Raw genomic sequence first — 16160 nt, forward strand, 5'->3', positions numbered from 1 at the left:
TTTTTCACGGGTTTTCCTGCGGGTTTTTGGTAGCGATGAGTCTGATCGGGCTGTCCCGTGGCCAGGCGGCCGATCTTCAATCCCCCGCCGTACCCATCGGTGATTCGGTCGACACGTTACGATTCAAAGACATTCGTTTTCTTGAGCGGGAGCTTTCCGAGTTTGGCAAACAAAAAGCTTATGTCATTATCTGCATCAATCGAACCTGCCCCTTGGTGCAACGCTACCTCCCCAAGCTAAACCGGATGAGCAAGAAGTTCAGCGGTGCGGGTGTCCAATTCATCGGTTTGAATGTGAGTGAGGATTCAATTTCGGACATTGCCAATCACGCAATTGCCACGACTTGCGACTTCCCCTTTGTGAAAGATATCGACCACAATTGCGTTCGAGCACTCGGCGTTAAACGCACGCCCGAAGCAGTCGTTTTGGATGCGAATTTCCGTTTGTCGTACCGTGGTCGCATCGACAACCAGTACCGCATTGGCGGTGCTTTACCCAAACCATCATCCAACGATCTGGAGTCGGCAATTTCTGCTGTTGTGGCAGGTGATCCGGTCGCGGTTTCCGAAACGCCCGTCGATGGTTGTTTGATCACCGTCTCCCCCGTTGCCGAGTTAAAGGATCAGCTTAATTTCACTGACGATGTGGCAACTCTGATGCATCAACACTGCGTTGAGTGCCATCGCACAGGCAGCGAAGCCCCATTTGCTTTAACGAACTACGAAGATGTAGCGGCGCATGGCGAAATGATCGCAGAAGTTGTTCGTGACCGCCGGATGCCTCCCTGGTACGCCAGCTCAGAAGACAAGCATTTCATCAATCATCGTGGCCTGTCTCGCGACGAACGAGAAACGATTCTTCAATGGGTCAAGGAAGGGATGCAGCGTGGTGAGGCGAAAGAATTTGACGAACCGGCCCCAATTCAGACGTGGTCGCTCGGCAAGCCAGACAAGATTATTCGTGCGGCCGAATCGCACAACATACCGACCGATGGTTATGTTCCCTACAAATACAGCCTGCTGCCCTATGTCTTTCTCCATGACACCTGGCTTGATGCGATCCAGATTGTATCCGACAACCCGCGCGTGCTACATCACTGCAATCTGTTAGCCATTCCGCTCGGCAAGAAACTGAGCGACGCTTACTTCATCACAGGCAAGGTTCCGGGGAGTCAACCATTAACGATTGACTCGGAAGTTGGAATTCTCATTCCTCGCGGCACGGCCCTCGCCTTGCAAATCCACTACACCACAACTGGCCAACCGGAAAAATGTCGAATCTCCCTGGGGTTAAATTACGCGGGTGGGCTGATCAACAAACAGTTCCGCCACCTGCTGGTAAAGAACACGACCTTTTCCATTCCCCCCGGCGATGGAAATCATCGTGTCTCGAAGTCCGAAACTCTTGACACCCAAACCACGGGCCTCGGACTCTTTACTCACATGCATTTACGGGGTAAGGATATGATCTTCTTGGCCCATTATCCTGACGGCAGCTCAGAACGACTGCTCACCATTCCTAATTACAACTTTGATTGGCAAATGGGATATCGCTGGACACCGAACAGTCGACAATTTCCTGCCAACACACGCTTTGAATGCATTGCGCACTTCGACAACTCGGAGTTTAACCCCTTTAATCCAGATGCTGAGGCAACGGTCATTGAAGGTCAGCAGACCTATCATGAAATGATGTATGGCTTCTACTTTTACACGCGAGACAACGAGCAGCTCAACCTGCAAATAAACCCCAAGAACGGCCGTGTGATCCGCTAGGTCTCGCCACGTAACCTTCATTGCCCCTAGAGACCGCAATGCCTCCCCAGAAAAGTCGAAACCGATGTCCGATACGACCATTGCAGTTGCTCAACAAAAGACTTCTGATCAAACCACGGTAGATACTGCGGTCGCGGAACTTTGTGAGTCATCCCCACGTCTCACCCGCTGCTCACTCGAAAATCGCATTCAACTTGCGCATGAATGCATCCGAGGCGTCGAGTCAGTCGCAACGGAATGGGTCGAATCGGCCTGCCTTGCAAAAGGTATTCCCCACGACAGTCCCGCTCGGTCCGAAGAAATCACGACCGGTCCCGTCTCCGTGCTCCGCTATTTACGACTTTTCATCGATTCGCTCCAAGCGATTCAACGCGTCGGACAACCTCAGTTACCCGGTCCCACGCGGGAAGAACAGGGGCAGACGATTGTGCCCATCTTTCCGACCCAAAGCCTGTATGATCGGCTGCTCTTCAATCCAATGAAAGCGGAAACATGGCTTGAACCTTCCGTCTCACCGGATCAGATCTTTGGCGACAACATCTCAATCGTTTCCGGCGAAAGTAGTACGAAAGGACAAGTCTGCGTGGTACTCGGCGCAGGAAATGTATCCGCGATTCCGGCCACGGACGCATTGACCAAAATACTGCAGGACAACTGCGTCGTGTTGCTCAAGATGAACCCGGTCAACGCCTATCTAGGCACAATTTTTGAGCGATCGCTTGCCGCGTTGATCAAGGCTGGCTTTCTCCGCATTATTTACGGTGCTGCTGAAACGGGTCGCTACGCCGTTGGCCACGACCGGGTCGATGAGGTTCACATTACCGGATCGATTGATACGCATGACGCGATTGTCTGGGGACCGCGCGAGAGCCAAGCCCAGCGCAAAGCGGCCAACCAACGTGTTTTGGAAAAACGCGTCACGAGCGAATTGGGAAATGTCAGCCCTTGGATTATCACGCCGGGCAATTACTCCGACGCCCAGCTTCGTTTCCAGGCTGAAAACATTACAGCATCCATCACAAACAATGCCTCGTTCAATTGTATCGCGACCAAGCTACTCATCACCTGGGAACGCTGCCCACATCGAGCCAAATTACTGGAATTGATCGAAAATACGCTGCAAACCATTCCACCACGGGTCGCCTATTATCCCGGTGCGATGGAACGGTTCACCCGGTTTGCAGAACAGACGCCCACCGACCACCATTTGCCGTGGACACTCCGGAAGAATATTTCGATCGAGTACGCGCCCCACCTGTTCAACGAAGAATCATTTGTCTGCGTCTGCGGCGAAGTAAGAATTGATGCCGAATCCCCGGAACAGTTCGTCCAACGAGCCGCTGAATTTGCCAATGACCGAATCTGGGGCACACTGGCTGCGGCCATCACGGTTGCGCCCAACTTGAAGAATTCAGCGACAATTCACGAGGCAATTCGCAAGCTTCATTATGGAACGGTGGGGGTGAATCAATGGCCAGCCGTGTCGTACGCGCTGATGTCGCCTCCCTGGGGTGGATATCCTGGCTCCACGCTCACGGATGTCGAGAGCGGAATCGGCTGGGTCCACAATACCTACCTGTTAGACCGACCACAAAAGACGGTCCTCGTCTGCCCCCTCACGATGTCACCAAAACCCATGTGGTTTTCAACGCACCGTCGTCCGGAGGCAGTTGCTTGGAAGCTTTTCGACCTCTATTGCCAACCGAGATTATCTCGGCTACCTGGATTACTGCTTCAATCGTTGCGCGGATAAGTCTGGTCGACGACAATCAGAAACTGCGTTAGGTTATGAAGTATGGATGGCTAAAACACCGCAAAGGCGGATAACTAATCGAATAAAGGAGTTCCTTGGCGATGGCGAGACAGCAACTTTTCTACGACAGCGTGATTCCACTCACGGTAAAGAAACACAAAGATCTTTCGATCGAACGTGTAAACTATGAGTTTACGCGCGAAGTCAATTCGGTCCCTCTGACCGCTGTCGAAATCCCCCGAGCTTCGCGCGAATTCACCATCGTCTTCGCCGGAAGCGACGAGATTGTTCCGGTCGTCGTGTTGGGTATCGAAGATAAACAAAACATCTATTTGACCGATGACGGGAAATGGTCTGCCAATTATGTTCCCGCCTTTGTCCGCCGCTACCCGTTTGTTTTTTGGCAAGGCGAAGATAAGACAAAGTACACGCTTTGCGTCGATGAAAAATGGGAAGGCTGCAACACAGAAGGACGTGGCGATCGATTGTTTCAGGATGACGAAGAACGCTCCCCCTACCTGACCAAAATGCTAGGATTCCTGGAAGAATATCAGCTTCAACATCAGCGAACGCGAGCCTACTGTCAGCGATTAAAAGAACTCGAAATTTTGGAGCCGATGCGCGTCGACTTTACGCTGGGCGGTGGTGAAAAACGCTCCCTGGGTGGATTCATGGCCGTCAGCCGTACGAAATTGAAGGAACTGCCCGCCGAAAAGTTGGCTGAGCTCGTGAAAACCGATGAACTGGAACTCACCTATGCTCATCTGACCTCAATGGATAACTTTTCGAATATGCTGGCAAAATCGCTGCAAACCAACGGAACTGCGGCCGAAGCGAGCCCAGCCGAAGAAACCGCCGAATAGTCGATTGTCGAACGGTAGTGGCATCCGCCTCGTTCTGTCGGACCGCAAGAATCGCTTGGGCTGCATCGCGTTAGGACGCTTGAGCCGTCACGGCAGAAAAGCCGGGAAGCTTCGGTTCGTTATCACCGATGGTGACGAACCGAAGAGCGGGCTAACTTCGCGCCGGGAAGCGTGACAGGTCGGGGCAAATGGCCCTGAGTGGAATTCAGCTTGTTTTGGCAAGCGTGACCCGACCAAGGACGTGCGGACCAGCAGGCCGTCCGATCAAAATAGCTTCTGAACTGAGGCTTTCAACTCAGCTTCGCTGAGACCGTCACAAGCCCCATCGACCGCTTTCAGCAGCGATCCGATGAATCATTGAACCTGCTAGAAGCAATCTACAATCCGCCCCATCGCTAGCCGCAGCGAATCAGAGCGGCTAAAAAGGAGGCTGTTCACAGTTCCCCTTCAACCTTCCTTTTCGTTGGGAATTCAGATCGATGTCTGAAGAAAGAAATCAGCTGAACAATTTAGTGACGGAACTCAAGAAACAACGGGACGAATTAGCGATTCAAATCGATTCGGGTAAAGCCGAAGTCAAAGAAGAGTGGGCCAAGATCACGGCACAACTCGATCAGCTATCCCAAGATTACGAACCCATCAAAGATGCAGTCGGTGAATCTACCGAAGGCATTTTGAGTGCGTTCAAGGTCGTGGGTAAAGAGATTCAAAACGGTTTTCACCGCATTCGAAAAACGCTTTAATTCCCTCTCGAAGACAGGTGATACGGGATGGTTGAACTAACATCAATCCCACAGTTTGTTCGCAATTCAGGTCGCTTTCGCGAGGTGACGTCGGTGATGGCCAAATACGGTTTGGCCGGCTGGCTGGGGAATGTGCGGGCCGACTGGGTTCAGCAATTGTTCCGCGCCCAGGACGGCTCTCGTTTGGGCGATCTGCCGATCGAAGTACGGATTCGCTCGGCATTGGCCGAACTGGGCACAACATTCATTAAGCTCGGGCAAATCTTGAGCACACGTCCCGATCTTATCGGCCCCAAGCTGGCAACCGAATTGAGCAAATTGCAATCCGGAACACCCGCTGACAACATTGACACCGTGCGCGCCCTCTTCGACGAGGAGTTTGGCTGCACTCCCGAAGAGATATTCTCAAGCTTTGAAGAGGCCGCATTCGCGTCTGCTTCGATCGCTCAGATTCATCGAGCGACGTTATCGGGTGGCCAACAGGTCGTCGTCAAAGTGCAACATCGGGGGATTCAATCTCGCATTGAAAACGATCTTGAGATCATGTTGGAATTGGCTAAGCTCGCCGAATCTTTCGCACCAGGGATTCAAAAATTCCAGCCTGTGAATACGGTCACCGAATTCAGTCGCACGCTAAAACGAGAGCTTGATTTCGAGCGAGAAGCTCGCAACCTAAAGCATTTCACGCATAATTTTTCCAAAGCTGACAGAATCCGTTTTCCCGCGGCCTATCCAGAATCATCATCGCGTCGTGTGCTGACCATGGATTTTCTTGATGGCATCGGTCTCTCTGACACCTCGGCTTTAAACGCGGCGGGCTACGATTTAAGCGCAATCGCTAAACGGGGTGCAACCATGTTCGTAGACATGATCTTCCGCGATGGCTTCTATCACGCCGATCCTCATCCCGGAAATCTGCTGGTCCTTCCCAACGAAGTCATTGGCGTTCTCGACTGCGGCATGGTCGGAAACATTGATGAGGAGCTTCGTGAGCAAGTCGAGGACATGCTACTGGCAGCGGTCGATGAAGACTCGGATCGTCTTGCTGAGATCGTCGTACGACTGGGACAGGTTCCACAGGATCTCGATCGCAGTGCGCTCAACAACGATCTATCTGACTTTGTCACCGACTATCGCAGCCAATCACTGGACCAATTTGATTTGAGTGGAGCCTTGAACGCAGTGGTCACGATCGTGAGGAAACACAGCATCATCCTCCCGGCACGCATTGCCTTACTCCTCAAAGTGTTGATCATGCTAGAAGGTACTGCTCGACAGTTGAGCCCCCAATTCAGCTTGGCCGAACTCCTCGAACCCTATCGCGAACAGGCCATCCGGCGTCGGTTGTCCCCGACTCGAATGTGGCGCAAACTCAACACGGCCTATCGCGACTGGAACCATCTTGTAGAGATCTTACCCGTTGATTTGGCTGATATTCTTGGCCGCATGAAACAAGGTCGCTTCGATATTCATTTGGATCACCGCCGACTGGATTCGACGGTCAATCGACTCGTATTGGGTATCGTCACTGCAGCACTGTTCGTCGGATCAGCAACGCTCTGGAGCAGTCAAGTCCCTCCGAAACTTTGGGGTTATTCGATACCCGGCGCGACGGGCTGTCTGGTCGCCGTCTTACTGGGTTTTCGTCTCCTACACGCCATTCGACGATCTGGCGATTTGGATTAATAACAGAGAACCCTCAGCAGGCCAGCCGACATCGATCTCGAGAAGCGGCTGGAAAATCACCCGGCTAATTAAACCAGTTCAGCGACAGGCATCACGCCCGCATCCAAAAGATACTGAGGACGTCCGCTCAAGTCATCAACCGTTGCCGACTGGATATCGATCCCCAGATTGTGATAGAGCGTCGCGAAGATTTCCGCAAACGTCACGGGACGTTGCTGAGCGTATTCGCCCAGGCGATTTGTCGCTCCAATCACTTGCCCAGCTTGCATGCCACCCCCTGCCATGAGGGCAAAAGAGACTTGCGGCCAGTGATCACGACTATTCATCTTATTAATTTTCGGGGTGCGTCCAAACTCGCCCCAGACCACAACCGAAACATCGTCGCTTAAACCGCGTTCATCGAGATCCTGAAGCAGAGCCGATAGTCCTTGATCCAACAGGGGAGCTTCCTGTCGAGTTCTTGGGAAATTCAATCCGTCTCCCCCATGCCAGTCCCAGCGACTGTAATTCATTGAGACGACACGAGCACCGGCCTCGACAAGTCGGCGAGCGATCAGAAAATTTTGAACCATCTTGGGCGCGCCATCACGTTGATAGGTTGGATCATTCTTTCCGTATCGCTCGACAATTCGAGGATCCTCCTGAGAAACATCAAGCGCCTCGACAAGCTTTGATGAAGTCAAAATCGACAACGCCTGCTCAGTAAACGAATCGACTCCTAACATCGCATCCGAATGGTCAAGCTGTCGCCGAAGGCGATCAACCGATTGGAATAACCTTTGGCGATCCCCCAAACGCTCGAGCGAGATACCCTGGAGTGTCATTCCAGTTGGTTTCGCCTGTGGGTCCTTGGCCACAAGTGCCATCGGATCAAAGGCCGACCCAATAAATCCAGCGGTCCCCGGATCACCCCAGGTTCGTGTGGAGGTCGGATACATCAATGACAAGTTGGGCGGCACCGATTCGTTCACGGCACCTTGCACTTTCGACACCCACGAACCCAACATGGGCCAACCACCGGCCGGTGGACTCTCTCGATGCGTGCGACCCGTCATACATTGAAAACCATCATGTCGACCTTCACTGCCGACCACCGATCGAATGATCGAAAACTGATCCGCGCGCTTGGCCAATTTCGGAAAAACTTCGGAGATTTCCATGCCCGGCACATTCGTGCGGATTGGAGAAAATTCACCACGGATTTCTGCGGGTGCATTTGGCTTCAAATCAAACAAATCAAGATGCGAAGGACCACCCGGCAAATAAACATTGATCACGGCTTTGTGAGAACGGCCTGTACCTGCCTGCGCCTCCAGCTGTAACAAGTTGGCCAACGAGAGCCCCCCTGCAGCCATCCCACCAACCTTCAAAAATCCTCGACGGGAGATACCGTCACAATGAGTTGCGCGGCGGTCGCGATGACCAAGTATGTTTAACATTGCATTTCTCCTGAATCGGGCGTTCCCGAATTTTAACCCTTCTGTTCGGCCGCCGCAAAGTGCAGAGTCGGCAATTCGGTCGCTCTGCTGCGAAAATCGTTGTAAAAAGAGGTTGAGCTTTCCCAATAAGCCGATCATGCCTGGTCATCGCAACGAGCACTGGGAAGCGGACCGACGGAGAGCGGAGCCAGCGTGGACGCGACCAGGCTTTCACGACATCACCTTAAAAAGGCTCCTTATTCCATTCCTGAATTCGTAGTCAAACGCTCGTTAGGTGATAACAATCGACTCGAATTGTGCCATCCTTCATCCTCCACCCGTTTTTTGGTAGTCACACACAAATAACGCAGATATCATGCTTGCAGACCGGTTTCAAAGTGGAAACGGACCCTGTGGATGGAACAATCAACCTCCGGAACTACAACTACACGGCGATAAAATATAATGCGGCGACGAAATAAAACACGAAAGCTAAAGCTCTTGCCGGAGTCTCTTGAACAACGAATTGTGCTCGACAGCACAGTGGTCCTGAATGAGGTCATGTACCATCCGGCAGACAACCCAAGCCTTGAGTACGTCGAGCTGTTCAATCAGATGGGCGTCGACATGGACATCTCCGGTTGGCACCTAACCGAAGCGATTGAATACACCTTCCCACCACGCACCGTCATTCCCCGTGGCGAGTATCTGGTTGTTTCTCGCCAGCCAGACGCCCTGAGAGAGGCAACCGGGGTCGGTTCCCTCGGACCCTTTGCGGGAAAGTTGGCCGATGAGGGTGAGACGCTCAGACTACTCGACCGCAACGACCGACAGCTCGATTCCCTCCGTTATTCGAATGGGGGCGATTGGCCACTTGCCCCTGACGGGCTGGGCGCATCACTTGCAAAAATCAATCCAAATTCGACCAGTGGCCCGGCGGCACATTGGGCGAGCAGCATCCTGGTGGGTGGCACCCCGGGGGTGTCGAATTTTGGCGAGGCGACCGGTCTGCAAGATGAGGTTCGTCAGACGCTCGTCACACTTGAGCACGCCTGGCGAGTAGAGGATCAGGGGAATGATTTAGGCGAGGCTTGGCGCGAGCTTGGGTTGGATGACCAGCAATGGACGCACGACTTACCGGGACCCTACTATGCTGGTTCAGCTGTCCTCGCGGGTGCAGAACCGACCATTTCCCCGGACGTCACTGCCAGCGCCTCCTCAGCGCTGCCAGGCCAGGAAGCTCAAAACATCGTGAACGGTTCCGGACTGATCGGTAACTCGCACGTCGTCACTCCGCCGGTCGAAAACATGTGGTTGTCAAACGGTAATTTTTTCGCGGTGGAACCCGACATCGATCCTGAGATCCGCTTCGATTTAGGCACCGAGCGGGCGATCGACACGATGCGTGTTTGGAACTTCAATCATGTTGACGAGGACTCCTGCTGTTTAACGCGAGGCCTCGCCACAGCCGATATTTGGGTGGCAGGTGATGATGAGAATTTTGAGTTATTGACTGACAACCAACATTTCACCAAAGCCTCAGGACTAGAAAACGATTTCTTTCAAGACATCGATTTCGATGGAATTCGAGCGCGGCATATTAAGATCGACGTTGACACGACCAACGGCGTGGCCAACCACGGCGACCCGCTGCAATTCGTGGGACTCAGTGAAGTTCAGTTTCTCGTGCAAGAGCCCGCTGGAACCACCGAGTTGAACCTGGGTCCAACCACCCATTACTTCCGCACTGATTTTGAGTTTGGACTTGCTCCCGGGCGAACGCAACTTGTCCTTACCCCATTCTTGGATGATGGAGCGGCCATCTACCTGAACGGCGTTGAATTGTATCGCCAGAACCTGCCCGACGGACCTATTTCCTCGGATACCTTGGCTCGATCGTCAGTGGATGCCAACCGTTCCGCACCGATCGTTATTTCGAGTGAACAGTTGCGAATTGGAACCAATCTACTCGCCGTCGAAGTCCATCAGGCCGAGCCTGATGACAAGGACATGGCCTTTGGTCTTGAGTTAGCGTCGATCACAGCTCCGCCTTCATCGATCGATTTCGATGCTTTGCCACTCGCGATCAACGAAATTGCTGCCGCCGGTTCAGCTCAGATGTTCACCGAGCTTCAGAATTACGGTAGTTCGACCCTCGACCTCAGTGGCATTCAACTGGTGATTGGTGACAAACGACACACGATTCCTGCAGGCACTCAACTTGGAGTAGGCGAGCGTACCGTGATCGATTTGGCTGCCACGAATCTGACCGGCACCAGCGGCGAGCGGTTGGCGATTTACTCGTCCGACAGCAGCCTGATTCTCGACACGGTTGAGATTCAGTCTTTGCCGCAAGGGCGTTCTCCAGACGGAACCGGACCAATTCGATTCGCGAGTGAGACAACGCCAGGCGCGGCAAATCAATTCGATTTCGAAGATCAGATTGTGATCAACGAAATCATGTATCACTATCGCCCCAATGCGCCAGACGCGGGCACAGATGCAACTTTCACACAATCGACCCTCATCGATTTGGAGTCCGAATGGCGGTACGACGACAGCGGAACCGGACTCCCATCCGATTGGTACAAGACTTCCCATGAGGCATGGCCTGCAGGTCCGGGATTACTGGGATTTGAAACGAGCCAGGTGATCTCTCCTGGCATCGGCACCGAGTTGCATAAAAACGATTTCTTCGCCTACTACTTCGAGACTCATCTTGAAATCGGCGAGTTAGATTTGAATGCGACCGACGAATTCCAGTTCCAGTATGCAGTGGATGACGGAGCCATCTTCTACGTGAATGGAACCGAATTCCATCGGTTCAATATGCCGGATGGAGAAATCACACCCAGCACACGTTCGGCAAGTTCGATTAACAACGCCATCCTGAGCGACACGCTGACCATCCCCAAAGAGCTACTCCAGTCAGGAAGTAATCGAATTTCGGCTCAAGTGCATCAACGAGTGGCAACAAGTAGTGATCTCGTCTTTGGCGGAAAAATTTCAGCCGCGACCATCATCGATCCGGGCACACCTGCCACGCCCTACTCGACGAACGACGAGGAATGGATCGAACTATACCATCGTGGCTCTGAGCCGATCGATCTCTCCGGCTGGCGATTCGACACAGGCATTCGCTTTGAATTCCCGCAAAAATCGCAGATGCAACCGGGCGATTACTGGATCATCGCTAGAGATGCGGAAGCGTTGCAAGCCAAGTATCCTGAAATACAAGTCGTTGGTGAATTCGACGGGCGGCTCAACAACCAAACCGAACAGATCCGATTACTGGACAGCCGCGGAAATCCCGCCGACGTTGTGACCTATTTTGAAGACGGCCAGTGGCCAGCTGCGGCGGATGGCCGCGGCTCAAGTCTCGAGCTGCAGAATCCGAACGCAGACAACGCGGTGGGACTCGCCTGGGCGCCCAGCAACGAAGCGGATGACTCCAGCTGGACAACCTACACCTATACGGGCGTAAGCAAAGCCAGTTCCATTGGACCCGATGGAAAGTGGAACGAATTTCTATTGGGTATGCTAAGCGATGGTGAGATTTTACTCGATGATATTCAAGTGATCGAATCTCCAAGCGGTGCGGCGCGGAGCCTGATCCAAAACGGCAACTTCGAAAGCGACACGGTTGGCGAATCGGCCGATTCCTGGCGAATCATCGGCAATCACCGCGACAGCGAAGTGATCGTTGACCCAGATGATGCGAACAACCAGGTACTGCGGCTCGTCGCCTCGGGCGCAACCGAGCACATGCACAACCATGCTGAAACGACGTTGAAGCATGGTGAAGAGATCGTATCGATTCGCAACGGCTTGGAATACGAGATTCGCTTTCGAGCAAAATGGATCAGCGGCGCCAACTTGCTGCAATCCCGACTTTATTTCAATCGTCTTCCGCGCACATCCACAATTGCCCAACCAGATCACCACGGAACTCCCGGGCGGCAGAATTCGACATTCCAATCAAATTTTGGTCCCACGATCACCGACCTGCATCATTCGCCTGTAATCCCCGACGCCGGACAACCCGTGACGATCAGCGCTGCCCTATCCGATGCGGACGGTATCCAACAGGTGACTCTCTGGTACTCGATCGACAGCGGCTCATGGACCAGCATCCCCATGTCGGATCGCGTCAATGGGCGCTATGCGGCTCAGGTACCCGGCTTGCCGGCGGACTCAACCGTGCAATTTTATGTCGAGGGCCAGGATGTAAATAACGCGACGTCGGTCTTTCCTCGAAACGGTAAGGCCTCTCGCGCGCTTTACAAAGTCCAAGATGGCAAGGCGAATGAAGATGGCCTTACCAATTTTCGCATCATCGTCACCCCCGACGATGGCGACTTCCTACACAGCTCAATCGAATTAATGAGTAATGGACGTATTGGAACGACGATCGTCTACGCTGAAAACGAAGTCTACTACGATGCAGGAGTCCGCCTCAGCGGTAGCCAAAGAGCAAGACCATTTCAACCTCGACTCAGCTTCTCTGTGGGCTTTGCTTCCGACCAACTGTTTCGCGGAGTCCACGGGGCGATCACACTCGATCGTTCTGAGAGTACTGGCTTTGGTCAACGAGAACACATCTATCATCACGGCATGAACCATGCCGGAGGCTTACCATCGGAATACAATGATCTGTTCCATATCATCACCCCGAAACAGGCACACACAGGATCCGCGGAGGCCCAATTAGCCAGATATTCCGATATCTTTCTTGATGAACAATACGTTAACGGAAGTGACGGTCAGCTTTACGAATATGAACTGACCTACTACCCTCTGACAACCGTTGAACGAAATAATCCGGAGGCTCGCAAGGTCCCCAATCCCGATAGCGTCAACGGAATTCCGTTCCGCTACCTGAGTGAAAGCAACGAAGACTATCGTTGGGCTTTTCTCAATAAGAACAATCGTGTGCAAGACGATTATTCACAACTAATCCGCTTTACCGAAGTCATGTCACTTTCCAATGCGGGTTTCGAGAGCCAAGTGGAGTCCGTAATTGATGTTGATCAATGGCTGCGTGCCTTTGGTTTTGCAAGCATCACCGGACACGGAGACAACTATCTCTCCGATGGATCACAACACAATCTGCAGCTCTATGTCCGTCCGGAAGACAACCGAGTCCTATTATTCCCGCACGACTTGGATGCTTTTTTCGATACACGACGACCCATCGCCACAAACGGCGATCTCCGCAAACTGCTACGTGTACCAGAATGGGAACACATGTACTACGGACACATCCATGACATGATTCAAACGACTTTCAATGAAGAATACATGCTTGCTTGGATAACCCATTGGGGAGAACTGCTGCCAAGACAACGATTTACCCGACATCTAACCGATCTGGTCCGTCGTTCCGACTACTTGAGCGATCAGATTGAAAGACGGGCCCAAAAAGTCGATTATTCAATTTCTACGGAGGACTTTTCCACGGAAACCAACGTCGCCACCATTGCCGGAACCGGATGGATTAACGTCCGAGAGTTACGATTGGCGGGGAGTGATGTTCCGCTCCCAACAGAATGGACCGGCGTAACCGACTGGACCAGCGATGTGGCGATCGCCAGCGGTGTCAATCAAATCACGGTCGAAGCCTACGGCTTCCAGGGCGCGATGATCGGTACTGACACAGTTCGCATCACCAGTAGCGCAGAAAATCCATTGTTGGATTCACTGCGTATCAGCGAAATCAATTACAACCCTGGCGACCCAACGGCGGACGAATCAGTCGAACAAGTCGACTTAGACAATGACGATTTCGAATTCATTGAACTTATCAACGTGGGTCAGGTGCCCATTAATTTGCTAGGAGTCCACTTCGATGCGGGAATCACGTTCACGTTTGGAAATGATTCTCTTGCCGCAGGAGAGCGTGCAGTCCTCGTGAGCGATGCGAATGCCTTTAACATTCGTTACGGTGACGGCCCGCGACTCTTGGGCGAATTCGCATCCGGAAAACTGGCAAATGGTGGTGAGCAAATCCGACTGTTGGACGCCGCCGGAAATCCAATCATCGACTTCACTTACGATGACAATGACGTCTGGCCCGCACGTGCCGATGGTGTCGGCGCCACGCTTGAAATGATCGATCCGTCGGTGCCGACCGATCAGATCGGGAAATACGACAACTGGCGAGCCAGCCATCTTTTACATGGCACACCCGGTGAAAAGGGACCGAATGGATTTGGTGTGGTGATCAATGAAATCCTGACAAATCCAGTTGCTCCTTCCAGCGATGCGATTGAACTCCTGAACACCAGCAACGAAGCGGTCGACTTGTCTGGTTGGTGGTTGAGCGACGCTGCCGGCAACTTACAAAAGTTTGTTATTCCCGCAGGCACAATCCTGGAACCAGCTGCGCGTATCGTCTTTGACGAAACGAACTTCAACCCGACCCCAGCCGCCGCTGGCAATACGAACTTTGCTTTGAGCGCCGGGGGGGATGATGTTTGGCTTGTAATCCCGAATAGTGACGGAGAACTCGCAGCATTCGTCGATGATGTCCATTTCATCGCAGCACGGCCCGGCGAATCATTTGGTCGCTATCCCGACGGTGGAGGCCGATTGCACCCAATGCGCAGCGCAAGCTTCGGAGAAGAGAACAGTGAACCTCGAGTGGGCCCAGTTGTCATCAGTGAGGTCAACTACCATCCCGTCAGCCCCAGTTCGGCAGCAATCGAGGTAGCTCCCTCGCTGGTCAGCGATGACTTGGAATTCGTTGAGATTACCAACCAGTCATCAGATCCTCTCTCGCTCACAGATTGGCGGATTCGCGGCGGTGTTGATTTCGATTTCGGTGAAACACTGCTGGGGGCAGGCGATACGATGGTCATCGCTTCCTTCAATCCCGAGTCACCTGCAAATCAAACAAGACTAGACGGTTTCCGCACGCATTACGACATTTCAAACGACGTCATGATCGTCGGTGGTTTTGCCGGACAGCTAAATGACGATTTCGATATGCTACAGCTTCGTCGGCTTGACAGTGTCGCCGATTCAACGGAACTCACGCTTGAGGATGAAGTGGTCTACGGCAACTGGGCGCCTTGGCCAACCTCGCCAAACGGCGGAGGTGATTCGTTGACCCGAAACCAACTAACAGGCTCCGGAAATATCGCTGATCACTGGAGGGCCGCTCGCCCGACACCTGGCACGGTCGCCGGAAACGCCGATCTCAACCAGGATGGAAATATTGACATTGTTGACGTCGATCTCCTCTGCTCCGCGATCCTGGCTGGCGAGCCGCAGTTCGACCTCAATCGTGATCAACTCACCAATCGAGAAGATCTCTACTTTCTGATCACCGACGTGCTTCAAACCGGACCGGGTGACGCGAACCTAGACGGTCGCTTCGACTCCCAGGATCTAGTAATGACCTTCCAGAGTGGAGAGTACGAAGATGATCGAATCGGAAATTCAACTTGGGCTGAGGGCGACTGGAATTGCGACGGGGAATTTGAATCAGGCGATCTGGTCGCCGCCTTCCGTGACGGTACCTATTCAGCAGCTGCAGTTCCCGGCAGGAATGGATCCTTGACCATCGCAGCCATCGACCAGAGCTTTCAGCCGCAACAACGCTCGACTGAAAAGCGTTCACGAATCGTTCGACGGCAGCAGCCAATCGCTGATCCATTAGCGATTGACCTTGAACTCGCCAGCCTGAATCATCAACTCTTCGATCGATTCAAGGATTCGGATCAGGCAGATTCTGATCCTACCAACGATGCCGACTGGTTTGACGGACTGGGCCCTTCTGCCGCGGGATTCGACTTTTGAGTCACCCCAACCAGACGAAGTTGCTGTAAACTGCAGGACCCAACGTTGGGGAGCCAGCCGAAAACAGGGCTAGCGCGCTTTCTGACTTGTATTTAAGCACCTCAAACAATCACAAAACG

The 16160-nt window shown here is 53.0% G+C and carries 7 protein-coding genes; 6 read left to right on the forward strand and 1 reads right to left on the reverse strand.

Features of this window, described 5'->3' with window-relative positions:
* Positions 1–35: 35 nt before the first annotated feature.
* From P8N76_06915 to P8N76_06935, 5 genes are all read left to right on the forward strand, one after another.
* On the forward strand, positions 36–1775 hold the full coding sequence (locus tag P8N76_06915) for a redoxin family protein (protein ID MDG2381388.1): 1740 nt from the start codon (positions 36–38) through the stop codon (positions 1773–1775).
* 64 nt (positions 1776–1839) lie between these two features.
* Positions 1840–3528 (forward strand): aldehyde dehydrogenase family protein, encoded by a 1689-nt coding sequence (locus P8N76_06920; protein MDG2381389.1) that lies wholly within the window; start codon positions 1840–1842, stop codon positions 3526–3528.
* Positions 3529–3629: 101 nt separating this feature from the next.
* Entirely contained in the window at positions 3630–4391 is a 762-nt protein-coding gene (locus tag P8N76_06925) for a SapC family protein (protein MDG2381390.1), read from the forward strand.
* Positions 4392–4870: 479 nt separating this feature from the next.
* On the forward strand, positions 4871–5134 hold the full coding sequence (locus tag P8N76_06930; GenBank protein MDG2381391.1) for a hypothetical protein: 264 nt from the start codon (positions 4871–4873) through the stop codon (positions 5132–5134).
* Positions 5135–5161: 27 nt separating this feature from the next.
* Positions 5162–6820 (forward strand): AarF/ABC1/UbiB kinase family protein, encoded by a 1659-nt coding sequence (locus P8N76_06935; protein ID MDG2381392.1) that lies wholly within the window; start codon positions 5162–5164, stop codon positions 6818–6820.
* Between the two features lie 68 nt (positions 6821–6888).
* Here the strand turns inward: P8N76_06935 and P8N76_06940 are convergent, their stop codons facing one another.
* Positions 6889–8259 (reverse strand): DUF1501 domain-containing protein, encoded by a 1371-nt coding sequence (locus P8N76_06940; GenBank protein ID MDG2381393.1) that lies wholly within the window; start codon positions 8257–8259, stop codon positions 6889–6891.
* Between the two features lie 444 nt (positions 8260–8703).
* On the opposite strand from P8N76_06940, the gene P8N76_06945 reads away from it, so the two are divergent.
* Positions 8704–16041 (forward strand): lamin tail domain-containing protein, encoded by a 7338-nt coding sequence (locus tag P8N76_06945; protein MDG2381394.1) that lies wholly within the window; start codon positions 8704–8706, stop codon positions 16039–16041.
* Positions 16042–16160 lie beyond the last annotated feature (119 nt).

Source organism: Pirellulaceae bacterium (assembly GCA_029243025.1).
In the GTDB taxonomy this organism is placed as follows: Bacteria; Planctomycetota; Planctomycetia; order Pirellulales; family Pirellulaceae.